Here is a 24,001-nt window from a genome sequence, read left to right as displayed (position 1 = left end):
GCCGAGGATTACTGGTAGCCCTTGGGGAAGGGGTTCGGCTCGATCAGGTCGGACTCGTAGACCACCTTGAACTGGCCGTTGGGCTGCACTTCGCCGATGCGCGTCTTGCTCCACAGGTGATGGTTCTCGTGCACCTTCACGTAGCCTTCCGGTGCAGTGGTGAGCTCGATGCCTGGCGAGGCGGCGACCACCTTGTCGACGTCGAAGCTGCCGGCCTTCTCCACCGCGGCCTTCCACAGCCATGGGCCGAGGTAGGCGGCCTGGGTCACGTCACCGATCACCGCGTCCTTGCCGTACTTGGCCTTGAAGGCCTCGACGAAGGCTTTGTTGTTGGGGTTGTCGAGGCTCTGGAAGTACTTCATCGAGGCGTAGAAACCGGCCATGTTCTCGCCGCCGATACCCAGCAGTTCGTCCTCGGTCACCGACAGGGTCAGCAGGGTCTGCTTGGCCGCGTTCACGCCGGCGGCGTTGAGCTGCTTGTAGAAGGCCACGTTGGAGCCACCGACCACGGCGGCGAACACCACGTCGGGCTTCTTCAGCTTGACCTTGTTGATCAGCGAGCCGAACTGGGTGTTGCCCAGCGGGTAGTAGTCCTCGCCGACCACCGTGCCGTGCAGCACGTTCTCGATGTGCTTGCGCGCGATCTTCATCGAGGTGCGTGGCCAGATGTAGTCCGAACCGACCAGGTAGAAGGTCTTGGCGCCCTTGGTCTTGGCGATCCAGTCGAGGCTGGCGAGGATCTGCTGGGTCGCCTCCTGGCCGGTGTAGATGACGTTCTTGGACTGTTCCAGGCCTTCGTAGAAGGTCGGGTAGTACAGCAAGCCGTTCTCTTTCTCGAAGATCGGCAGCACGGCCTTGCGCGAGGCCGAGGTCCAGCAGCCGAACACCGTGGCGACCTTGTCGTTGACCAGCAGCTTCTTGGCTTTTTCGGCGAAGGTCGGCCAATCGGAGGCGCCGTCTTCCTGGACCACCTTGATCTGCCGACCCAGCACGCCGCCTGCGGCGTTGATCTGGTCGATGGCCAGGCGCTCGGCCTGGATCGAACCGGTTTCGGAAATCGCCATGGTGCCGGTGGCCGAATGCAACTGGCCGACCGTGACTTCGGTGGCAGTAACGGCCAGGCCAGTGCTGTTGGCCTCGTTGGCCAGTGCGCCCTGGCTGAACACGCTCGCCGCCAGCAGCGACAGCGCGGCGGCGCCCAGCGCCAGGCGGCGCGGCAACAGACCTTTGGTGCGGATCAATCGTGGTTCCATGCTGCTACTCCTATGCGGTGGTGGCACCAGCATGGAGCTGCACGACAGCGACAGGTATACGCAGCCTGACGTAGCGGCGTACGTCATTTGACGTAGGGTGAATTGCACCAGCTTGGGGCAGGATGCCGGGGCGACTGTCTTTGTGAGTCAGTGGCGGCCTCTTCGCGGGTAAACCCGCTCCCACAGGTACCCCGCTGATTTCGGAGCCTGCGGGGTACCTGTGGTCGCGGCCCCGACAATCCCGGGGCATGAAACTTGCTCGATTCCCAACCACACCCGCCAGGCACGGACCGCCACCACCGCAGGAGCCACCTCACCGTGCCAGCCCCCGGTACCCAGCGCATCGCCAAGATCCGCCGCGACTACAACCGCTGGGTCGCCGACGAGACCATGGAGGACTACGCCCTGCGCTACACCCCCAAGTCGTTTCGCAAATGGTCGGAAACCCGCATCGCCAACACCGCCCTGGGCGCGGTGTCGTTCCTGGCCCTGGAAGCGATCGGCGGGGTACTGGCGCTGAGCTATGGCTTCACCAACACCTTCTGGGCGATCCTGGCGGCGAGCCTGGTGATCTTCTTCACCGGCCTGCCCATCAGCTACTACGCCGCCCGCTACGGTGTGGACATGGACCTTCTGGCCCGGGGCGCCGGCTTCGGTTACATCGGCTCGACCATCACCTCGCTGATCTATGCCAGCTTCACCTTCCTGTTCTTCGCCCTGGAAGCGGCGATCATGGCCCTGGCCCTGGAGATGTACTTCCACATCCCGCTGGCCTTCGCCTATGTCATCTGCTCGCTGCTGGTGATTCCGCTGGTCGCCTATGGCGTGACCCTGATCAGCCGCCTGCAACTGTGGACCCAGCCCCTGTGGCTGGTGCTGCTGGTGCTGCCCTACCTGTTCGTGCTGCTGAAAAACCCCCAGGCCTTCAGCGACTGGACCAGCTTCCAGGGCCGTAGCGCCAGCGGCGGCGATTTCAACCTGCTGGCGTTCTGCGCCGCCTGTACCGTGGCGCTGTCGCTGGTGACGCAGATCGGCGAGCAGGTCGACTACCTGCGCTTTCTCCCCGAAAAGACCGCGGCCAACCGCAAGCGCTGGTGGGCCGCACTGCTGTGTGCCGGCCCCGGCTGGATCGTCCCCGGCGCCCTGAAGATGGCCGGCGGCGCCTTCCTGGCGTTTCTTGCCCTGCAGCACGAGATCCCCATCGAGCACGCCGCCGAACCCACGCAGATGTACCTGGTGGCCTTTCATTACGTGTTCGCCTCACCGGAGTGGGCACTGGCGGCGATGGTGCTGTTCGTGTTCGTCTCGCAGATGAAGATCAACCTGACCAACGCCTACGCCGGCTCCCTGGCCTGGTCGAACTTCTTCGCCCGGGTCACCCACAGCCACCCTGGGCGCGTGGTGTGGCTGGTGTTCAACGTGGCGATCGCCCTGATGCTGATGGAGCTGGGCGTGTTCGATGCCATCGAGCAGGTACTCGGGCTCTACGCCAATATCGCCACGGCCTGGATCGGCTCGGTGGTCGCCGACCTGGTGATCAACAAACCCCTGGGGTTGTCACCGAAACACATCGAGTTCAAGCGTGCGCACCTGTACGACATCAACCCGGTGGGCGTCGGTTCGATGCTGATCGCCTCACTGCTGTCCATGCTCGCCCACGTCGGCCTGTTCGGCGCCCTGGCCCAGGCCGCACCGCCACTCATCGCCCTGGCCACGGCGCTGCTGGCGACCCCCGTGCTGGCGGTGCTCACGCGCAGCCGCTACTACATCGCCCGCAGCAGCGACCCGCTGCAGTTGCAGCCCCTGACACCGCTCACCCAGGTCACCTGCGGCCTGTGCAGCAACCCGTTCGAAAGCGCCGACCTGGCGTTCTGCCCAGCCTACGCCACGCCGATCTGCTCGTTGTGCTGTTCGCTGGACGCCCGTTGTGGCGACCGCTGCAAACCTCCACAGGCACGGCTGTCGGCACAGTTCGAGAGCCTGCTGCGCTGGCTGCTGCCCAACACCGAACTGCCGCGCCTGCACACGCGCCTGATGCACTATCTCGGCCTGCTGCTGGTGTTGATCCTGTTGCTCAGCGGCGCCCTGGCACTGATCTACGGCCAGGCCTCGCAGGCCCTGCCCGTCTCGGCCCAGGCCACCCTGCAACAAGCGTTCTTCAAGGCCTTTCTGGTGCTGTCGGTGCTGGCGGCGATCCTCGCCTGGTGGACCGTGCTGACCCGCGAGAGCCGCCACGTGGCCCAGGAAGAGTCGAACCGCCAGACCCAATTGCTGATGCAGGAGATCGCCGCGCACCGTGTCACCGACCAGGCCCTGCAGGACGCCAAGGAAGCCTCCGAGGCCGCCAACGCGGCCAAGAGTCGCTACATCACCGGGTTGTCCCACGAGCTGCGCACGCCGCTCAACAGCATCCTCGGTTTCACCCAGGTCCTGCAGCGTGACGCGGCCATGCCGGCCCAGCACCAGGATGCTCTGGCGACCATCCTGCGCAGCGGCTCGCACCTGTTGTCGCTGATCGACGGCCTGCTCGACGTGGCCAAGATCAAGGCCGGCAAGCTGCGCCTGGAGCAAACCGAGATCCCCTTCCCCGAACTGCTCCACGACCTGGAGCTGATGTTCACCCCGCAAGCACGCGACAAAGGCCTGCGCTTTCACCTGGAGCCGCTCGGTGCGCTACCGGCGGTGGTACGCGGCGACGAGAAACGAGTGCGGCAGATCCTCATCAACCTGCTCGGCAATGCGGTCAACTTCACCGACAGCGGTGAAGTGCGTCTGCGTGTGGGCTACCTGCGCGAAACTGCGACCTTCGAAATCATCGACACCGGCATCGGCATCGACCCTGGCCAGCTCGAGCGACTCTTCCAGCCATTCGAGCGCGGCGACCTGATGCGCCAGGACAAGGGGGTTGGCCTGGGCCTGACCATCACCCGCATGCTCACCTCACTAATGGGCGGCGAACTGCAGGTGCGCAGCGAGCGGGACAAAGGCACCTGCTTCCAGGTGCGCCTGTATCTGCCCCAGGTGCGCGCACCGCAGGCGGTGGTGCACGTGGCCCACGACATCATCGGCTACGACGGCCCCCCGCAGCGCGTGCTGGTGGTGGACGACCACGTCGACCACCGCAAGGTGCTCAGCGGCATGCTCACGCCGCTGGGGTTCGAGGTGGTGCAGGCCAGTAATGGCCATGAAGCGATCCGCCAGGTTGCCCTGCTCGGCCCGGACCTGATCCTCATGGACCTGTCGATGCCCGGCATGGATGGCTGGGACACCAGTCGGCTGATCCGTCGCAACGCCTTGTCCAAGGCTCCGATCATCGTCATCTCGGCCAACGCCCTCAACGACGAGCGCGCCCTGGCCAGCACCTGCAACGACTACCTGGCAAAGCCCGTGCGCACCCCCGACCTGCTCGAGCGCATCCAGCGCCAGCTCGGCCTGCAGTGGCGCCGCCGCCAGGCCACAGGCGCCTGCACGCAACGCGTGTTGCCGGCCTACGCCGAACTGGTGGCCCTGGGCGAGCTCAGCGCCATCGGCCATGTGCATGGCATCAAGGCCCGGCTCGATGCAATCCAGGCCGAGGCGCCCGAGACGGCAGCCTTCCTCGACACGCTACGCCCGCTGCTGCGGCAATTTCGCCTGGACGAACTCACCCGCACCCTCAAGGAGGCCGAAGATGAATGCGCTGACCACCGCCCCTGAACCTGGCATCGTGCTGATCGTAGACGACACCCCGGACAACCTCGCGCTGTTGTCCGACGCCCTCAACGACGCCGGACACATGGTGCTGGTCGCCCTCGATGGCCTGAGCGCACTGAACCGCATCGAACGCCGACGCCCGGACCTGATCCTGCTCGATGCGATGATGCCGGGCCTGGACGGTTTCGAGACCTGCCGGCGCATCAAGGCGCAGCCCGCCAGCAGCGACATCCCGGTGCTGTTCATGACCGCCCTCACCGAAAGCGCACATGTGGTGCAAGGCTTCGAAGTCGGTGGCAGCGACTACGTGACCAAGCCGATCCGCATCGACGAAGTATTGGCCCGCGTTGCCGCCCATCTGCGCACCTCTCGCTCGTTGCTGTCGGCACGCGCAGCCTCGCAGCCTGCGACCCTGAGCCTGGACGATGCGCCGGCCAGCCGGTTGCTGTCGGCGCGTTTCCAGTTGACCGGACGCGAAGTCGAGGTGCTGCGCTGGGTGGCCTGCGGCAAGACCAACCGCGACATCGGTACCATCCTCGACCTGAGCCCACGCACCGTGAACAAGCACCTGGAGCATGTGTACATCAAGCTGGGGGTGGAAACCCGTACCGCTGCCACCGCGGTGGTGCTGGCGGCGCTGAGCCGCGATGGCAGCACCCTGGACAATGTGCTTGCCTGAGCGGGCCTCTTTGCGGACAAGTCGGGGCGCCGAACCGTCGCACCCACAAAGGACGGAGGCCCCCGCGACAGGGTCGATACCTCAGCCCAGCAGGACCTGCTGGATGCGCTCCAGCCCCCAGTCCAACTCGTCGCGGCTGATGCACAGCGGCGGCGCGATGCGCAGCACGGTCTCGTGGGTTTCCTTGGCCAGCACGCCCAGCGCCATCAGTGCCTCGCAGTATGGCCGCGCCGGGCGATCCAGCTCGATCCCGACCCACAGCCCACGGCCACGGATATCACGCACGAACGGGACGGCCATCTCACGCAAGCGCTGTTGCAGGTAGGCGCCAAGCTCGGCACTGTTGTGCGCCAGTTGCTCGTCTTCCAGCACGCGCAGCGCCTCCAGGCCTACCGCTGCCGCCAGCGGATTGCCGCCGAAGGTCGAACCATGGCTGCCGGCATCGAACAGGCCCATCAGCGCATGATCGGCGATGAACGCCGAGACCGGCAGGATCCCGCCGCCCAGCGCCTTGCCTACGATCAGGCCATCCGGGCGAATGCCCTCGTGCTCGAAGGCGAAGGTCTTGCCGGTACGCCCAAGGCCGGACTGGATCTCGTCAAGAATCAGCAGGGTGTTGGTGGCATCGCACAGCTCGCGCAACTGACGCAGGAACCCCTGTGGCGGCACGCGAATGCCGGCCTCGCCCTGGATCGGCTCGATCAGCACGGCGCAGGTATCCGGACCGATGGCTGCACGGAAGCTATCGATATCGCCGAAGGTCGCCGTGTCGAAACCGTCGCTGAACGGGCCGAAGCCATCCTTGTACTGCGGCTCGGTGGAGAACCCGACGATGGTAGTGGTGCGACCATGGAAGTTGTCGGTGGCAGTGACGATACGCGCCTTGTCACGGGCGATGCCCTTGACCCGATAGCCCCAGCGACGCGCGGCCTTGATCGCGGTCTCCACCGCCTCGGCACCGCTGTTCATCGGCAAGGCGGCCTCGAAGCCTGCGATCTCGCACAGGGCTTCGAGGAAGTGACCGAGGGTTTCGGAGTGGAAGGCTCGCGATACCACGCTGACCTTCTGCAACTGGGCGATGGCGGCAGCGACGATGCGCGGGTGGGCGTGGCCATGGCTGACCGCCGAGTAGGCCGACATCATGTCCAGGTAGCGCTTGCCGTCGCAGTCCTCGACCCAGACACCCTGGGCACGGCTGATGGCCACCGGCAGCGGCGAGTAATTGTTGGCGCCGAAGCGCTGTTCACGGTCGATGATACGGGTGATGTTCATGAAAACTCCTGATCAGGCGCTGAGCAGCTTGCCGGTGCGAATGGGGGTGGTGCCGGTGACGCGTCCCAGCGGATCGCCAGGGCGCACGAAGCGCACGTCGCGGCGCATGTACAACACGCCAGCGGTGGCGCTGCGGACCGTGGTCACCTCGCCGCTGAGCGGGTCGATCAGGTCGAACATCGGTTCGCCCGGCTGTACCTGGGCGCCCAGGGCAACGCGGTGCACCAGCACGCCACCGACCGGGGCGATGAACTGCTCGCTGCCAGCCAGCGGGGTGCCCGGCCACAGCAGTTCCGGCAGCGCTGCCGGCTCGCCGCTGATGAAGCCGGCATGGCACAGGTAGTCGATGATCGCGCTGGCATCCTGTTGTGCCAGGGCGCTATCGACGTCGCGCTGGCCACGGTGCTCGACGGTCACGCAGGCATTGCCCAGCGGGATCGGGTAGGCGCCTTGCAGACGCTCGCGCAGGCGCCACCAGATCAGGCTCAGCGCCTCGTCGAGCGACAGCGCCTGGGAGTCCACCGACAGCAGCGAAGCCTTCGCGCCAATGTAGCGGGCCAGCGGCTCGACCTGCTCCCAGCTCCATTCGGAGGTGTACAGGTGCATCACCGCCTCACGCGAGCAGTGCAGGTCCAGGACCAGGTCGGCATCGTGTGCCAGCAGCATCAGCCGACGCTGCAGCGACGCCATTTCATCGCGCGGGGCGATCGCCTCCAGGCTTTGCTGCCAGGCGGCGCGCACAGCCTTGAGGTTGTGTTGGGCATCGTCGGTGAGTTCCCCTTCCACCCGCTGCAGGATCGCCTCGAGCGGGAAGGGAAAATCACGGTTGTAGTTGCGCCCGCTGGCCAGTTCGAAACGTCCGCTCGGCGCGCCCATGACGAACTGGGCGAGCCCTGCCGGGTTGGCCACCGGCACCAGGACGATCTGTGCCGTCAGCCGGCCAGCCGCCTCCAGCGCCAACAGGCGCTGGCGCAGGTCGGTGGCGACCAGCATCGCCGGCGTTTCGTCGGCGTGCAGGCAGGCCTGGATGTACACCTTCCTGGTGTAGACGTCCGGCCCAAAGTGCTCGCTGACGATCTCGCGTTGGGTGCCGTGGGTGGCAGTGAGCAGTGGATGTGCGATTCGTTTCATACAGAATTCCATGGCCGCGGGCGGCGTCGTTCATGAAGCAGAAGGCAAGCCACCTCCCGCGGGAAACCCGGCGCTACCAGAGCGCCCAGGTGTACCCCACGATGAAGCGGTTCTCGTTGATGTCGTTGGCATAGCTGGAGTTGAGCTGGGCGTTGCGCCAGCGCAAGGACAAGCCCTTGACCAGGCCGGACTGCACCACGTAGCCGATATCCAGGTCGCGCTCCCACTCACGGCCCTGCTCACCGACCAGCTTGGTGGTTTCGATCCCCCAGCCCTGGGCGTAGCGCATGCCGAAGGTCAGGCCCGGCACGCCGAGGGCGGCGAAGTCGTACTCGTAGCGGGCATGCCAGGCACGCTCGTTGGTCTGCGAGAAGTTGACCAATTGATACTCGGTGAACAGGTAGGTGTTGGCGCCATCGACATACGGGAACGGGGTGTCGCCGTACTGCTTCTGGTAGCCCACGCCGAAGTTGTGGCCAGCCCACTCGTAGCTGAAGCGGGTGCTCAGCGCGCGGTTGTCGACCTTGCCGGCCAGGCCTGCGCCGTCCTTGTCGGCATCCCAGTAGCGCAACTCGCTGCGCACGGTGCCGGGGCCGAACTTGAAGGCGTGCTTGAGGCCGAAGAAGTGCTGCTGGTAGAGGCGCTCGAGCTCGCCGTAGTAGTAGCTCAGCTGCAGGTCTGGCAGCAGGTTGTAGTCACCGCCCGCGTAGCGGAACTGATTGCTGGTGGCGGCTTTGTAGGCGCCGTTCTGGGCGGTCATGCTCATGGTTTCGCGGTCGGTCGACTCGCGGTCACGCATGCGGTCGAACTGGCCCAGGCCCAAGGTCAGGTTGGAAATGTCCTTGGAACTGACAGTCGCGCCCTGGAAGGTCTGCGGGAACAGACGGCTGGTGTTGGGTTGCAACACCGGCAGCTTGGGCACCTGCTCGCCGACGCGCAGCTCGGTCTTGCTGATGCGCACCTTGCCGGCCACGCCGAGCTTGGAGTACTCGTCGGCGGCACGTCCGTCACTGCCCTTGGGCAGCAGGCCGGTGCCGGAACGGTCGGGGCTGGAGTCCAGCTTCACGCCCAGCATGCCGGTGACATCCAGGCCGAAGCCGACGGTGCCTGGGGTGTAGCCGGAGATGAAATTGAAGGTGAAACCCTGCGCCCATTCGTCACGCTTGGACTGCTTGGCGGCCTCGCGGTAATCGCGGTTGAAGTAGTAGTTCTTGGTATCCAGGTTGGCGCTGGAGTCCTTGAAGAAGTCGGCCATGGCCGCCCCCGGCAGGACCGTGACGACGCTCGCGCCCATCAGGATTTTCTTGAAATCTCGGTTCATGTCTGTGCTCCCCACCTTCTTGCTTTTTTCGTTGTTGGATGTTTTGAAGGCATGACTTCCCCCTGGGCGCTCAACCGGGGGTTGGCGCCATCCGAGGAAGGTGAATCAAGGTTTGTGGATCAGCTCGTCGCAGGCGTCTGGCGCAGCCTGAAACCGCCACCTTCGAGCTTCTCCAACGGGCACGACGCTGCCAGCAATTGCCGGGTATAGGCATGCTGAGGGCGATCGAAGATCTCGTCGCGCGGCCCGATTTCCACCACATCGCCCTGGCACATCACCGCGACCCGGTGAGCGATGCGCTCCACCGCTGCCAGGTCGTGGGAGATGAACAGGCAGGCGAATCCGTACTGCTTCTGCAGGCGCTCGAACAGCTCGAGGATCTGCTTCTGCACGGTCATGTCCAACGCCGAGATCGGCTCGTCGGCCACCACCAGGCTGGGCCTGCGCACCAGCGCCCGGCCGATTGCCACACGCTGGCGCTGGCCGCCGGACAGCTCGTGCGGCAAGCGGTCGATCAGGCGCTCCGGCAGGTTGATGTCGTTCAGCGTCGCCAACACCCGTGCGCGACGCTGGGCCGGGCTCATGTCCGGCACGTGGCGCAGCGGCTCGGCGAGAATCTGGCCAATGCTCATGCGCGGGTTAAGCGAGGAGAACGGGTCCTGGAAGATCATCTGGCATTGCAGGCGATGGCTGCGATTGGCCGCCTGGGCAATGTCGTGGCCCTGGAAACGGATCTCGCCAGCGCTGGGCTTGACCAGCCCGACGATGGCCCGACCCAGGGTAGTCTTGCCCGAACCACTGCCGCCCACCAGCGCCAGCGTCTCGCCCGGCGCGATGTGCAGGTTGGCGCCATGCACCACGCGCCGCGCCTCGCTCTTGCGCCACATCCGACGCGGGCCGGGATAGGCGATCTGCACGCCATCGATCTGCAACAGCGGCGCGTTGGCCTGCGGCAGTGGCGGCAACTCACCACGGCTGGGCAGCGCTTCGAGCAACTGACGGGTGTACTCGGCACGGGGGTTGAGCAGTACCTGGTCGATCGGGCCCTGCTCGACCTCCTTGCCATTGCGCATCACCACCACCTTGTGTGCATAGCGTGCGACCAGCGACAGGTCGTGGCTGATGAACAGCACCGCGGTGCCCTGCTTGGCGGTCAGCTCGAGCATCAGCTTGAGCACATCGAGCTGGGCCAGGCAGTCGAGCGCGGTGGTCGGCTCGTCGGCAATCAGCAGCGCCGGGCGCAGCAGCATCACCGAGGCGAGCATGATGCGCTGGCGCATGCCGCCAGAAAACTCGTGAGGGTAGGCCTGCAGGCAGCGCTCGGCGTCGCGGATGCCGATGTCACCAAGCATCTGCAGGCATTTCTGGCGAATGGTCTGCTCGTCGAACTCGGTGTGCAGGCGCATGCCTTCGGCCATCTGCTCGCCGATGCGCAGTGCCGGGTTGAGCGACACCATGGGTTCCTGGAACACCATGCCGATCTTCGCCCCGCGAATCTCGCGCAGGGCTTGCGGGCTCAGGCTGCCAAGGTCCTGGCCCTGGAAGCGGATGCTGCCACCGCATACCCGCATCGGCGGCGGCAACAGGCCGATGGCGGCACGCGCGGCCATGGTCTTGCCGCTGCCGGACTCGCCCACCAGCGCCACGATCTGGCCCGGGGCGATGTCGAACGCCAGGTCATCGACCACCACCGGGCCATCGACACCGGCACGGATCTTCAGGCCCTCGACGGCCAGCAAGGGTTGGGTCTGGCTCATTGCAGCGTCCTCATGCGCGGATCGAGGCGGTCGCGCAGGGCGTCGCCGGCAAGGTTGAAGGCCAACAGCGAAAGGGCAATGCACATGCCGGGGAAGAGCCCCAGCCAGCCCGCGGAGGCAATGAAGGGACGGCTGGCGGCAAGCATGTTGCCCCAGGTCGCAGCGGGTGGCGGCACGCCCAGGCCGAGGAAGCTCAGCGAGCTTTCGGCGAGGATGGTCCAGCCGAACATGCTGGTGGCGATCACACACACCGGCGCCACGCAATTGGGCGCGACATGGCGCAACATGGTGTACAGCTCGGAGTTGCCGATCACCCGCGAGGCCTCGACGAACTCGCGCTCGCGCAACGACAGCACGCTGCTGCGCACCACCCGCACCACCGACGGCGTGTAGGCGATGCTCAGGGCCAGGATGATGCCGTACTGGCTCGGGCCGATGATCGCCATCAGCGCCAGCGCCATGAGAATCCCGGGGAAGGCCAGCAGGGTGTCGTTGATCATCATCAGCACCCGGTCGACGTTGCCGCGCAGGTAGCCGGCGAGCAGACCGAGAATAGTGCCGCAGGTCACCGCGACGATCACCGTCAGCAGGCTCACCCACAGGCTGGTGTGTGCGCCGACCATCAGGCGGCTGAGCACATCGCGGCCGTATTCGTCGGTGCCCAGCCAGTGCGCGGCCGAAGGTGGCTGCAGGCGCGTCAACAGGTCCAGGCGCACCGGATCATGGGGCGTCCAGACCAGGCCGAGCAAGGCCACCAGGGTCAGGATCGCCAGCAGGGTCAGGCCAACTAGGGCGTTCAGTTGCAGTGGCCGACGGCGACGGGCGCGCGGTGCCGGCGTGGATGACATGTCCGCAGGGGACAGGGTCGGAGTCTGAGGCTTGCTCATAGCTTCACCCTTGGGTCGAACAGTGGGTACAGCAGGTCCACCAGCAGGTTGACCAGTACGAAGATGAAGGTGACCAGCAACAGGCAGCCCTGCAGCACGGGATAGTCGCGACCGAAGATCGCATCGACCATCAGGCGCCCGATTCCAGGCAAGGTGAACACCGTTTCCAGCACCGCGATACCGCCCAGCAAGTTGCCCAGGATCAGCCCGATCAGGGTCATGGTCGGGGCGAAGGCGTTGCGCAGTGCGTGCTTCCACAGCACTGCGCTTTCCGACAGGCCCTTGGCCCGGGCATGGGTGATGTACTCCAGGCGCAGCACCTCGATGGCGTTGGCCCGGGCCATGCGGGTGATCGCACCGATCTCCACCAGGGTCAGGGTCGCCACCGGCAGGATCATGTAGCGCATCGACTGCCAGGCGTCCTGGTCGAAGCTCACGTAGCCCACGATCGGCAGCCAGCCCAGCTTGATGCCGAAACCATAGAGCAGCAGCAGGCCCAGCCAGAACGACGGGATCGACAGCAGCAGGGTGGCCACCGCCACCACCGACAGGTCGAGCGAACCGTTCTGTTTCCAGGCCGCCAGCATGCCGGCGGGCACCGCGATCAAGCTGGCGAGCAGCACGGCGATCAGCACGATGCTGGAGCTGACGCCGAAGCGCTCGAGCATCATCGGCAGTACCGCTTCGCGGGTGGTGATGGAATGGCCCAGGTCGCCACTGAGCACGGCCTTGAACCAGATCACGAACTGCACGGCCATCGGCTGGTCGAGCCCCAGGGCCTGGCGAGTGCTCGCCAGGCTCTGTTCGTCGGCCATGTCACCGAGCATCAGCAGGGCCGGGTCGCCCGGAATCAGCCGAATGATGGTGAACACCGCTACCGCGATCAGCAGCAGGGTCGGGATCGCCATGCCCAGCCGCTGAAGGATGTACCGAAACATGTCAGCTCTTCCCCTGGTTATCGAGGCTGATCATCCACAGGCGCGGCTTGGACACCGGCCATGGGCGCTGGCCCTGCACGTACTCGCGGGTCACGGTGATGGCATTGCCGTTGTACAGCGGGATCAGCGGCAGGTCGCGCAGCATGTCCTTGTGCAGCTCGTCGAACAGCGCCTGTCGCTTGGCCGGCTCGCCTTCGCGGCGGGCTTCGGCGATCAGTTCGCGGGCCTTGGCGTCATCCCAGACCTTGCGCGGCTCCTTGCTCTTGTCGCCGGCGGCAGCGTCGTAGTTCAGCGCCGGGTCCAGGCGCTCGGAATAGGTGGAAACCATCACTTGGTAGTTACCGCTCTGGTAGCGCTCGAGCTGGGTGCCCCATTCCATGGTCTGCAACTGGATGTTCAGGCCGACCTGGCTGGCCATGGCCTGCACATAGACGGCGATGTCGAACATGTTCGGGTAGCGCTTGTTGGTGATCAGCTGGATCGGCTGGCCTTTGTAGCCGGCCTCCTTGAGCAGCCGTTTGCTTTCTTCGGGCGAGTAGCCCCAGCCCTTGTCCTGCGCCGCGGTGTGGTAACGGCTGCCCAAGGCGACCATCGAAGGGTTGGGCTTGGAGCGGCCTTCGGTCAGCGCGGTGACGATGGTGCTGGTGTCCAGCGCATGGGCCAATGCCTGGCGCATGCGCACGTCGGAAAACAGCGGGTCCTTGGTCTGGAACAGCACGGCGCTGGTCGACATGGTGGTGCTCGCCGAAATGCGCACGCCAGGCAGCGCTTCGAGCTCCTTGGCTTCCAGGGCACTGACGTCGTTGAGCATGTCGACGTTGCGCGACAGCAGCGCAGCCTTGGCGGCGGCCGGATCCGGGATGATGGTCATGTGCACGCGGTCGAGGGTGGTCGACTTGTTGCCGGTATAGCCATCGGCAGCCTCGTCACGCGCCTTGTATTCGGCGAAACGGTCCAGGTCGACGTATTGACCCGGCTTCCAGGTCGCCAGCTTGAACGGGCCGGTGCCGATCGGCGTGGTCCACTCACCATTGACCACCGAGTCGGGGTGCATGATGCCGCTGCCACCGCACTCGGGCAGCGCCATGCTGGCCAGGAACAGGGCGTTGGGCTGGTCGAGGGTGAAGACCACGGTCTGCGCGTCAGGGGCCTTGATATCGACGATCTTCGCGCCGCTGTGACCGTCGAACGACGCGGTACAGCGCCACTGGGTGGCCGGGTCCATGTAGCGCTGCCAGGTCCACAGCACTTCCTTGGAGGTCAGCGGCTTGCCGTTGTGGAAGGTGACGCCGTCGCGCAGCTTGAAGGTGTAGGTCAGGCCGTCGTCGGAAGTGACGACTTCCTTGGCCAGCAGCGGGCCGACGCTTGCGTCTTCGCGGAAGGCGACCAGGCCTTCGAACAGGTGCAGCACCACCGCATCGGAGTTGGTGTCGCGGTTCACGCCTGGCTGGGTGCTGCGGATGTCGGCGTTGAGGGCGACATTCAGGGTGTTTTGTGTCTGAGCGTTGGCGCAGATGGAGGCCATCAGGCCAGTCATCAGAATCAGAGTCTTGTTCAAGTTATTCCCCTCGGGCTCGAGATCCAATGCAGTCGGCGGCAGAGTCGTGAAAGGTTGCGCCCCGATCCGGGAACTCGTTGTTGTTGTTATGACCGTGGCTCTGGGGTGACGTACGCCCGAGGCCCGGTAGCGATGCCTGGCGCATCCTGTCTCAGGTGGCGTCGCTGCGTAAGCACATAAATTCCGATCATGAGTGGCATAGCCAATCACGCTGATCGCAGACTTGCCGTGCACCCCTGCCACAATCGTTCGGCAAAAGCCATGCTGCGCTGGTCATAACAGGCTCTTCGCCCGGAAACACCTGATCCAATAAAGCTATCGGGATCAGCAAAAGCGCACTGACGGCAAATTCGATCGCTCTCTAACATGGCCGCATCAAGCACGGCCCCCACGCACCCTGCGGAGTTCGAACAATAATGACCCTGACCCACCTGCGCGCCTTCTGCTCCGTGGTCGACATGGGCAGCTTCCGGGCTGCGGCCCGCGCACTGAACATCGCGCAAAGCACCCTCACCCAGTCGGTCCAGGCGCTGGAGCGCGAGCTCGGCGGCCCGTTGCTGCACCGCACCAACCAGGGCATCCGCCTCAGCGACTCCGGCCAGCGCTTCATCGCCCACGCCCGCGCCATCCTGATGGACTGCGACCGCGCCGTGGCTGACGTCCGTGCCCTGGTCGAACCCCAGGGCCATGTAGCCCTGGGCGTCACCTCCGAACCGTTGGCCGAACTGCTGGTGCCGGTGTTCGAAAGCTTTACCTCGCAGCACCCGCAGACCCGCCTCGAGGTGACCAGCGGTTCGACCAAGATCCTCATCGAGAAACTGCGCGAAGGCCGCCTGGACTTCGCCCTGTGCGCCCTGCCCGCCCATGTCGATGAAATCGACCTGTCCATCCAGCGCCTGCACGCGTCCCGCGCCGGGGTGATCGCACGCAAGGATCACCCGCTGCGTGATGCCCGCTCGGTACGCGACCTGACCCAGTGCAAATGGATCAGCGTGCGCCGCGACGGCCTGGTCGGCGGCACCGAGGGCCGCCTGATCGAGCTGTTCCGCGCCCACGGGCTGGGCATGCCGAAGATCGGCATCACCACCGAATCGCTGCTCGAGACCCTGCACATCGTCGCCGAGACCGACTACCTGACCATCGAGCCGGCGATCATTCCGTCGCTGAAACTGTTCTCCTCCTCGCTGGTGAAGATCCCCATCGAGGAGCGCCTGAGCCACCGCGACGTGGCCCTGATCACCCGCAAGAACGCGACGCTGACCAGCGTGGCCCAGGTCTTCATCGGCATGCTGGTGTCCTACAGCCGATTGGTCCACCCGCGCACCGCCGACTGAACAACGCCCCGCATCATGAGGAATACCCATGCCCCAGCCAATCACCGCCGATCAGCCTGCCGCCCATGACCTGCCCCGTGGGCTGCCCTCCAGCGTCGGCATCGACGGCTTCGAGGTCGCCGCCTTTCTCGAGGCGGTGCAACAGGCCGGGCTCGAACTGCACGGGGTGATGCTCGAGCGCGACGGCGTGCTGGTGGTGGACGCCTGGCGCTGGCCGTACGATTCGCTGACGCCACGGGTAACCCACTCGATCACCAAGAGCTTCACCGCCTGCGCCATCGGCCTGGCCATCGACGAAGGGCTGCTGCGCCTGGACGCCCCTCTGACAAAGTTCTTCCCGCAAGCGGCGGCAGGCGCCACCGACCCACGCGCAGCACAGATCACCGTCGAGCACCTGCTGACCATGCGCACCGGCCACGGAGGCAACACCTCCGGCTCGATCTGGCGCGGCATCGACGGCAGTTGGGTCGAGGAGTTCTTCCGCATCCCGCTGACCAGCGCGCCGGGCACCGACTTCGTCTACACCAGCGCCGCCAGCTACATGCTCTCGGCGGTGCTGACCCAGGTTGCTGGCGTCACCCTGCATGACTACCTCAAGCCGCGCCTGCTCGAGCCGCTGGGCTTCGAGGCGCAGCACTGGGACATCAGCCCGGAAGGCATCAGCCCCGGCGGCAACGGCCTGACGGCGCGGCCTGTGGATGTGCTCAAGCTGGCCATGCTGCACCGTGACGGCGGGCGCTGGAACGGCGAGCAGGTTCTGCCGCAGGCGTGGGTGGAGGCGGCAACGCGCGCCCAGGGTGGCGAGGGCAGTCGCTATGGCTATCACTGGTGGACCGACCGCCCGGCGAACGGCTACAGCGCCGTGGGCGTGTTCGCCCAGATGGCCGCCGTGATCCCCGGCGAGCGCGCCACGCTGGCGGTATTCGGCGCGATGGAGAAGTCGGCGCAGGTGACGCCCTTCATCGATCGTCATCTGAGCGCGGCGCTGCGCGGTGAACAGGCTGGGGCCGCAGGTGACGAACGGCTACGCGAGGTGCTCCAGCGTTTCGCCGAAGAGCAACCACTGCGCTCGCTCGCACGTCCGACCCAGCCGCTCCCTGCACGGATGAGTTTTGCGCTCGAGGCCAATCCGTATGGCATCGAAATGCTGAACCTGTTGCAGGCGGGCGAGCGGTTGGTAATGGAGTGGGTAGAGGCGGCGGGCAGCGAGCGCATCGAAGCCGGGATCGATCATTGGGTCGCGGGCACCAGCTCGTTGCCGGGGGCACAACTTCACCATGGCTATGCACTGCGTGATGCACCGGTGGTGGCGACGGCGCGCTGGGTGGCGGCAGATCGACTGGAGCTGGAATGGGTGTACCCGCGCTCGGCATTCCGCGATCGGGTGTACCTGAGCTTTGCAGGCGAACGGGTTTGCCTGGAGCGCAGCGTGAACATCAACAGCGGCATCCGTGCCTGGGAGCCGCTGTATGGAATGAGCACTCACAACCCGACCCGACACGTGTAGCCGCAACTGTCTTGCTCAAAATCTAAAGACCAGCCCAATCCCTGTGGGAGCGGTGGTTCGGCGCTCCGACTTGTCCCGCGAACACGGGCGGAGCCCGTGCCAGGCAGCGCGGTGTCCTTTTCGCGGGCAAGCCCGCTCCCACAGATTGGGGCAGTCCAGATGCTGCGCCAGCCTCGAAATCACAGGCTCAACCGTACTGCGCCTGGAACCGCCCGACCGTCTCCAGCAGAAAGCGATCCAGCACTCCAGTGTCGCTGCGCTCGCCACGCGCCACCTCGACCGTGTCGGCCCGCGCCAGCTCGGCCTCGATGAACCGGTGCAGCACGTCATCCCGCGGCCCGTGCTGCGTCTCGCCCGCCCGGCGCTTGCGCTTGAGCAACTGATCGATCGCCTCGCGCACATCTGCCTCATCGACGGTTCGCTCGAGCAGTGCCGCGAACGCAGTCGGAGGCATACCCAGGCCCTGGTCGATCCAGCGCACCGCCAGCAACGGTCGGATCACGTAGAGGTACTTCTTCAGCCGCACCGTGTCACCCAACAGATAGCCGCGCAGGTTCTTGCGGGCCATCGACAGGTAGTGATGGCGCACAGCACGTGGCGAATAGAACGCGCGAGCCAGCGCGCCCAGTTGCTCACGGGCCTGCTCGTCGGCCCGGTACACCAACGGCGAGCCCAGCCACTCGAGCAGGCTCGGATTGGCACCTCGCAGCAAACGCAATGCCTTGCGCAGCTCCCAGCCGCTGACGTCCAGCTCATCGCTCAGGGGCCGCTCGATCACATCGCGTGGCTCCTCCACGCGCAGGTACCACTCGGCACGCTGCACATAGACGAAACGCACGTCGTAGTCGCTGTCCGGCGAGGCGAAGCCCCAGGCGCGGCTGCCGGACTCGCAGGCGTACAGCACAGTCACGTCATGCTCGCGCTCGATGCGCTGCAGTTCTTCGAGCACCCGCATGCGCATGGCGTCGGACAGTGGATGTGGGTCGTCCTGGTACATCTCTTCACTCCTTGTCAGGGCGCCCCTGGCGCCTGCTTCAACCTTTCACACACACCACCTGACGCAGGGTGTGCACAACCTCCACCAGCTCGCGCTGGGCATGCATGACCGCATCGATATCCTTGTAGGCCATCGGAATCTCGTCGATCACACTTTTGTCCTTGCGGCACTCCACATGGGCCGTGGCACGCTGCTGGTCCTCGACGGTGAACAGGTTCTTGGCCTTGGTCCGGCTCATCACCCGCCCTGCACCGTGGCTGCACGAGCAAAAAGCCTCTTCATTGCCCAACCCACGGACGATGAAGCTCTTTGCGCCCATGGAGCCGGGAATGATGCCCAGCTCACCCTTCTGCGCCGATACCGCGCCCTTGCGGGTCACCAGCACTTCGCGCCCGAAGTGTTGCTCACGCTGCACATAGTTGTGATGGCAGTTGACCGCCTCCAGGCTGGCCTCGAAAGGCCTGCCCAGCACCTTGCGGGTCGCTGCCACCACCGCCTGCATCATCAGTTCGCGATTTTGCCGGGCAAAGTCCTGCGCCCACTCCACTGCCTCGACATAGTCGGCGAAATGCCGGCTACCTTCCTCGAAATAGGCCAGGTCCTTGTCCGGCAAGTTGGCCAGGTGCTGACGCATGTCGGCCTGGGCCAGCTCGATGAACAGGTTACCGATGGCATTGCCCACCCCACGCGAACCGCTGTGCAGCATGAACCAGACCCGGTCGGCCTCGTCCAGGCAGACTTCGATGAAGTGGTTGCCGCCGCCCAGGGTACCGAGGTGGCTGCGGTTGTTGGTCTTCTCCAGTTGCGGATGCTTGTCGGTGATCACCTTGAAACGTCCGGCCAGGCGGCCCCAGGTCTGGTCGGCCTGGCTCGGCACTTCGCCCCAGGCGCCCTGGTCACGACGACCGAACGTCTTGCCATGGGGCACGGCCTTCTCGATGGCACTGCGCAGGCCATGCAGGTTGTCCGGCAGGTCGCGCGCGTGCAGCGAGGTGCGTGCGGCGATCATGCCGCAACCGATGTCGACACCAACCGCTGCCGGGATGATCGCACCCACGGTGGGGATCACACTGCCGATGGTCGAACCCTTGCCCAGGTGCACGTCCGGCATCACCGCAAGGTGCTTGAAGATGAACGGCATGCGTGCGGTGTTCATCAGTTGCCGACGCGCGTCGTCCTCGACCGGCACGCCATCGGTCCACAGTTTGATCGGCTTGCCGCCGGCCACTTCCAACAGGTTCATGTCCTTGTTCCTTGTGTTCGATCAGCCTGCCTTGAGGCTGACCAAGCCATTCAATACCTGATCCAGACCACCGAATACCGAGATCCGGTCGATGCGTTCGGCCACCCGCTCCAGGGTTTCCAGCTCCTTCAGGCGCAGGGCCGTCGGGCTACCTTCCATCACCTTGGCGGTGTTGAGCAGCGAGCGCGTCGCCTGGGTTTCCTCACGGCGACGAATCACGTTGGCCTGCGCCGCCTTTTCCGCCTCCACTACTTGCGCCAGCAGGGTCTTCATCTCGCCCGGCAAGATGATGTCGCGCACCCCGAGGCTGCTGATTTCCAGACCGCTGCCCGGCAGTTGCGTCTGCAGGTGGCGGCTGATGCTGTCGTCGATGAACTGCTTGTCTTCCAGCAACTCATCCAGGGTCCGAGTCCCCACTGCGGCGCGCAGACCGAATTGCAGTTCACGGTACAGGTGCTCCACCGGTTTGCTGAAGCGTGCATGGGCCATCAGCACGTCGGCGTAGCGCCAGTTGGCGACCAGGTTCAGACGCAGGTTCACCTTGTCGCGGGTAAGGATTTCCTGGCCGCCGACCTCCAGCGCCTGCACACGGGTGTCGACGGTTTCCACCGTCACCTGGCTGCCGCAGCGCCAGAAGCCATACTGCCCGGCTTCGAGCAAGTCGAACACGGCACCGTCGATCTTCAGCACGCCGACATGGAACGCCGGCACGCTGACCAGCAGTACATGCTCAAGGCCGGCCATGCCCGGACGGTTCAAGCGTGCGAGCAATGCAGGCGCCACGCGCCGTCCGCCACTCAGGTCGACTCGCTCCAGGGTCTGCCGGGCCTGGCCCTTCCAGTACAGGCGACGGCTGTCCGGTGCCAGCAGCTCGACCAGCCGACCGTCCTCGAAACGCAGGCCCAGCTCATGTTCGCCCAGGTCCATGCGCTCGAAATACTGCTCGACCAACTGCGGCTGGTGCTGACGCAGGTAGCCTGCCAGCGGATGGTCGAACAGCGGGGAATTGAGGCTGAAGGTCTGCACCGTCAGCCGGTCGCGCCAGTCGACACGCGAATACTGCCCAGGCTCGAGGATGGCCTCGAAGTCGCCTTCATCGAGCAGCAGGCCACGTTCGTTCTTCTTCACGACAAAGCGTTTGAACAATTTCATCTTTCTATCCTTTTCTCCATATCCAGGGTTGCCGGTGGTGCCGGCACACCGGGCACTGCGGGCGAGACCTGGCGGAGTCAGGCACCGTGAGCAAGGCTCAGGCGGCGTCCTTCGTTGCGCCAGGTCCGGCCGGCAGGCCGGGTGGGCCGGCGGTGGTGCAGGCGTCCGTGGCCGTCGAGGGGCCATCCTGGCCCTGCTTGCCTGACCTGCACCGCACCAGCGGGTGTTACGTTCACAGCTACCTTAGGAGGGTAGTGCCGGGGCTTCCCGGCGAGCGTCTGTGCAGCCGTTTCACGGGTACTGCACAGGGCGACCGGTCGCTGCAGCGGCGGCATGCACGACACCGACACCTGAGTGGGTACGTGCACCAGCGGGGTCTCAACCCCTTGCCCTTGGGCCTGCCTGGCGATTCGGTCGAGAGGGATATAGCGAGCGGCGTGCCAGCTTTTAGAAACTGCTCGAGTTATTTTTTAAATAACTGATTTTTAACGATTTATTTTTTAGATCTGGTTTTCTGGCAATTTTAGTGGCAGCAGGAAACCCGATCATTCATATATGCTTGGATAAGACTTTATCTTTTGGGATAACTCCATGAGCAAAGCCCGTGTTGCTATCGGTTTTCTCGGCACCACCCTCGACCGCAATGGCAAGGGCGCCGCACGCTGGAACCGCTGGCGCCCCACGATCGGCCTGTGCCGCCAGCCAGACCTGCCGCTCGATCGCCTGGAGCTGATTCACGGCCCCGGCGTACGTGACGTCAGCCTGGCCGAACGCATCCGTGCCGACGTCCAGCAGGTGTCACCCCACACCGAGGTGCGACTGCACCCGCTCAGCCTGCGTAACCCATGGGATTTCGAAGAGGTCTATGGCGCCCTGCACGACTTCTCCAGCGGCTACCCCTTCGACACCGAGCGCGAGGACTATCTCGTGCACATCACCACCGGCACCCATGTCGCGCAGATCTGCTGGTTCCTGCTCACCGAAGCGCGCTACCTGCCCGCACGCCTGGTGCAGACCTCGCCCTCACGCAAGCACGACGAAGCCAGCGACCCGGCCGGTATTGCCACGCTGATCGACCTTGACCTGTCGCGCTACGACCTGATCGCTTCGCGCTTTCGCCACGAGCAGGTCGAGGCGCAGTCGCTGCTCAAGTCCGGCATTGCCACGCGCAACGCGGCATTCAACCGCACCATCGAACAGATCGAGCGCGTCGCCCTGCGCTCGAAGGCACCGATCCTGCTGGTCGGGCCTACCGGCGCCGGCAAGTCGTTCCTGGCCCGGCGCATTCACGAGCTCAAGCGCGGCCGGCACCAGTTGCAGGGGCGGTTCATCGAGGTCAACTGCGCGACCTTGCGCGGCGATGGCGCGATGTCGACCCTGTTCGGCCATGCCAAGGGCGCCTTTACCGGTGCGCAGAACGCCCGCGATGGCCTGCTGCGCGCTGCCGACGGCGGCATGCTGTTTCTCGACGAGATCGGCGAGCTTGGCGCCGACGAGCAGGCCATGCTGCTCAAGGCCATCGAAGAGAAGCGCTTCTTCCCGCTGGGCTCGGACCGCGAAGTGCAGAGCGACTTCCAACTGATCGCGGGTACCCATCGCGACCTGCGCGCGAAGGTCGCCGAAGGCTCGTTTCGCGAAGACCTGTTCGCCCGTATCAACCTGTGGACCTTCGCCCTGCCGGGGCTTGCGCAGCGGCGCGAAGACATCGAGCCGAACCTGGACTTCGAGTTGCAGCGCCATGCCCGCGAACAAGGCCGACAGGTGCGTTTCAATCTGGAGGCCAAGCGCAGCTACCTGGCCTTCGCCCACGCCAGCGAAGCCCGCTGGGCTGGAAACTTCCGCGAGCTGTCGGCCTCGATCACGCGCATGGCGACACTGGCCGACAGCGGGCGAATAGACGAAGCCCTGGTGGCAGAGGAGATCGAGCGTTTGCGTCATGCCTGGGGGCTGGAGGGCGAGAGCGAGCCGGTACTGGCCGGGCGCGAACTGGACCTGTTCGACCAGGTGCAGTTGCAGGCGGTGATCGACGTTTGTCGCCGCGCAGCAAGCCTGTCCGAGGCCGGGCGCCAATTGTTCGCTGTGTCGCGCCAGGAGAAGGCCAACCCCAACGACGCCGATCGCCTGAGAAAGTACCTGGCGCGATTCGGGCTGGATTGGCAGCAGGTGAAGGGTCAGGGGTGACAGCTAGGCCGTAGGACGTTTCCCAATCTGAAACCAAATGCTTCGGGCCAAGCAGGCTTGGGAAGTATCCTACGCGCCTTGCCGAAGCTTCTCTGTTGTCGGGAAATCACCTCAGGAATAACGTCCCTGGGTCGCGATGTTTGCGGCCGGGTGTGAGAACCCGTTGATGAGTAAAAGAGCATGTCTTTATGGCAGCCGCGCGCGGGCAGACTTCGGTCTGGCCGAGTTTTCTTTGCTCCCTCGGTTTTCTCACCCCGCGCGCGGCCGCCACCCAAAATCCTTGAGAAAGATGTGGCGGCTCCCTTGCACCAAGGAGTAAAGCCATGAAAAAGATCGTCCCCGACCCACCTCTCCTGACTGCCGGCCTGGAAACTTTCAATGAATCCGGCAACCCGCCTGTGGACATGTTCCGCATCCTGCCCGGCATCCCCGCCGAACACGCCTACGACGAAGTGATGAACCTGCTTGCCTGCATCCGCCACCTGCTGCACGAAGGGCTGATGGAGCAGGACGCCCGGCTGCTGACCGCCGCCGACTACCTGAGCGCCTTTGCCAAAGCGCTGATGACGGATGTCGAGCGCGGCAGGCTGCACTGATCTGAGGGCAACTGTCTGACCCAAAATTTAAAGTTCAGCCCAATCCCTGTGGGTGCGGCGGTTCGGCGTCCCGACTAGTCCCGCGATCGGGCGCGCAGCGGCCGTAAAACCAGGCCCCGAGGTGTTTCAGGAAAAGATAGTCGCCTGGATTGCGGCCGCTGCGCGCCCGATCGCGGGACAAGCCCGCTCCCACAGGGATTGGGCAGGCCTCAGATTTTTTGAGCAAGACAGTTGCTCCTACAAGGATCAAGGGGAAGGCGAGCATCGACTTAAGCAGGGCTTGCCAGCAAACGGTCGGTTTGCGGTATGCTCCCCCGGTCTTCAGGGCGGGGTGAAAGTCCCCACCGGCGGTAAATCGAAAGATGAGCCCGCGAGCGCCCCGGCCATGCCGGGGGTCAGCAGATCTGGTGAGACTCCAGAGCCGACGGTCATAGTCCGGATGAAAGAAGGCGCAAGCGCGGGGCCATCGGGCGCCCTTGCGCGCGCATTTTGTTCGCCCCGA

At 65.1% G+C, this 24,001-nt stretch carries 17 protein-coding genes and 1 riboswitch; of the genes, 6 read left to right on the top strand and 11 right to left on the bottom strand.

Annotated features, from left to right (window positions below):
* Positions 1-8 precede the first annotated feature (8 nt).
* Positions 9-1,253, bottom strand: a complete 1,245-nt coding sequence (urtA, locus tag ACMGGG_RS00610) for an urea ABC transporter substrate-binding protein (protein ID WP_414154710.1) — start codon at positions 1,251-1,253, stop codon at positions 9-11.
* Between the two features lie 318 nt (positions 1,254-1,571).
* On the opposite strand from urtA, the gene ACMGGG_RS00605 reads away from it, so the two are divergent.
* Together ACMGGG_RS00605 and ACMGGG_RS00600 are read left to right on the top strand one after the other, a co-directional pair.
* Positions 1,572-4,949: an ATP-binding protein gene (locus tag ACMGGG_RS00605; RefSeq protein ID WP_414155884.1), complete on the top strand. Its 3,378-nt coding sequence runs from the start codon at positions 1,572-1,574 to the stop codon at positions 4,947-4,949.
* Entirely contained in the window at positions 4,924-5,625 is a 702-nt protein-coding gene (locus tag ACMGGG_RS00600; RefSeq protein WP_414154708.1) for a response regulator, read from the top strand. Before ACMGGG_RS00605 ends, ACMGGG_RS00600 begins: the two co-directional genes overlap by 26 nt.
* Positions 5,626-5,706: 81 nt before the next feature.
* Here the strand turns inward: ACMGGG_RS00600 and rocD are convergent, their stop codons facing one another.
* The 7 genes from rocD to ACMGGG_RS00565 form a co-directional block, all read right to left on the bottom strand.
* A complete protein-coding gene (rocD, locus tag ACMGGG_RS00595; protein ID WP_414154707.1) occupies positions 5,707-6,897 on the bottom strand; it encodes an ornithine--oxo-acid transaminase in 1,191 nt (396 codons plus the stop codon).
* A 12-nt stretch (positions 6,898-6,909) separates the two neighbouring features.
* Positions 6,910-8,028: a succinylglutamate desuccinylase/aspartoacylase family protein gene (locus ACMGGG_RS00590; protein WP_414154706.1), complete on the bottom strand. Its 1,119-nt coding sequence runs from the start codon at positions 8,026-8,028 to the stop codon at positions 6,910-6,912.
* A gap of 73 nt (positions 8,029-8,101) precedes the next feature.
* The gene (locus tag ACMGGG_RS00585; RefSeq protein WP_112897227.1) at positions 8,102-9,349 is read right to left on the bottom strand and encodes an OprD family porin; all 1,248 of its coding nucleotides are present in this window, start codon (positions 9,347-9,349) and stop codon (positions 8,102-8,104) included.
* A gap of 119 nt (positions 9,350-9,468) precedes the next feature.
* Positions 9,469-11,106: an ABC transporter ATP-binding protein gene (locus tag ACMGGG_RS00580; protein WP_125930873.1), complete on the bottom strand. Its 1,638-nt coding sequence runs from the start codon at positions 11,104-11,106 to the stop codon at positions 9,469-9,471.
* Positions 11,103-11,993 (bottom strand): ABC transporter permease, encoded by an 891-nt coding sequence (locus tag ACMGGG_RS00575; RefSeq protein WP_081255193.1) that lies wholly within the window; start codon positions 11,991-11,993, stop codon positions 11,103-11,105. The genes ACMGGG_RS00580 and ACMGGG_RS00575 overlap by 4 nt, the downstream gene beginning before the upstream one ends.
* A complete protein-coding gene (locus ACMGGG_RS00570; RefSeq protein ID WP_063542551.1) occupies positions 11,990-12,931 on the bottom strand; it encodes an ABC transporter permease in 942 nt (313 codons plus the stop codon). Before ACMGGG_RS00570 ends, ACMGGG_RS00575 begins: the two co-directional genes overlap by 4 nt.
* A 1-nt stretch (position 12,932) precedes the next feature.
* Complete coding sequence (locus ACMGGG_RS00565; protein ID WP_054892856.1) at positions 12,933-14,489, bottom strand: ABC transporter substrate-binding protein; 1,557 nt, start codon at positions 14,487-14,489, stop codon at positions 12,933-12,935.
* A gap of 416 nt (positions 14,490-14,905) precedes the next feature.
* On the opposite strand from ACMGGG_RS00565, the gene ACMGGG_RS00560 reads away from it, so the two are divergent.
* Positions 14,906-15,823: a LysR family transcriptional regulator gene (locus tag ACMGGG_RS00560; protein ID WP_054892768.1), complete on the top strand. Its 918-nt coding sequence runs from the start codon at positions 14,906-14,908 to the stop codon at positions 15,821-15,823.
* A gap of 28 nt (positions 15,824-15,851) precedes the next feature.
* Positions 15,852-17,330: a serine hydrolase domain-containing protein gene (locus ACMGGG_RS00555; protein WP_414154705.1), complete on the top strand. Its 1,479-nt coding sequence runs from the start codon at positions 15,852-15,854 to the stop codon at positions 17,328-17,330.
* A 187-nt stretch (positions 17,331-17,517) separates the two neighbouring features.
* On the opposite strand, the gene ACMGGG_RS00550 is transcribed toward ACMGGG_RS00555, so the two are convergent.
* Genes ACMGGG_RS00550 through ACMGGG_RS00540 form a run of 3 tightly spaced genes read right to left on the bottom strand, consistent with a single transcriptional unit; the run spans position 17,518 to position 20,722 of the window.
* Complete coding sequence (locus tag ACMGGG_RS00550) at positions 17,518-18,327, bottom strand: nucleotidyltransferase domain-containing protein (RefSeq protein WP_414154704.1); 810 nt, start codon at positions 18,325-18,327, stop codon at positions 17,518-17,520.
* 37 nt (positions 18,328-18,364) lie between these two features.
* Positions 18,365-19,570 (bottom strand): RtcB family protein, encoded by a 1,206-nt coding sequence (locus ACMGGG_RS00545; RefSeq protein WP_414154703.1) that lies wholly within the window; start codon positions 19,568-19,570, stop codon positions 18,365-18,367.
* Between the two features lie 21 nt (positions 19,571-19,591).
* Positions 19,592-20,722 carry a slipin family protein gene (locus tag ACMGGG_RS00540; RefSeq protein ID WP_063542543.1) on the bottom strand — a complete coding sequence of 377 codons (1,131 nt, stop codon included), beginning with the start codon at positions 20,720-20,722 and terminating at the stop codon, positions 19,592-19,594.
* 591 nt (positions 20,723-21,313) lie between these two features.
* Here ACMGGG_RS00540 and rtcR point away from each other — a divergent pair.
* Positions 21,314-22,903 carry an RNA repair transcriptional activator RtcR gene (gene rtcR / locus ACMGGG_RS00535; protein ID WP_414154702.1) on the top strand — a complete coding sequence of 530 codons (1,590 nt, stop codon included), beginning with the start codon at positions 21,314-21,316 and terminating at the stop codon, positions 22,901-22,903.
* Positions 22,904-23,226: 323 nt separating this feature from the next.
* Positions 23,227-23,499, top strand: a complete 273-nt coding sequence (locus ACMGGG_RS00530) for a DUF3077 domain-containing protein (protein ID WP_082421015.1) — start codon at positions 23,227-23,229, stop codon at positions 23,497-23,499.
* A 313-nt stretch (positions 23,500-23,812) separates the two neighbouring features.
* Positions 23,813-23,954: riboswitch (FMN riboswitch) on the top strand.
* Positions 23,955-24,001: the final 47 nt, after the last annotated feature.

Origin of the sequence: Pseudomonas sp. BNK-44-b, from assembly GCF_047456245.1 — a bacterium.
GTDB lineage: Bacteria > Pseudomonadota > Gammaproteobacteria > Pseudomonadales > Pseudomonadaceae > Aquipseudomonas > Aquipseudomonas machongensis.
Note: the sequence above shows the minus strand (reverse complement) of the source record. Positions and strands in the feature narration are given on the sequence as shown.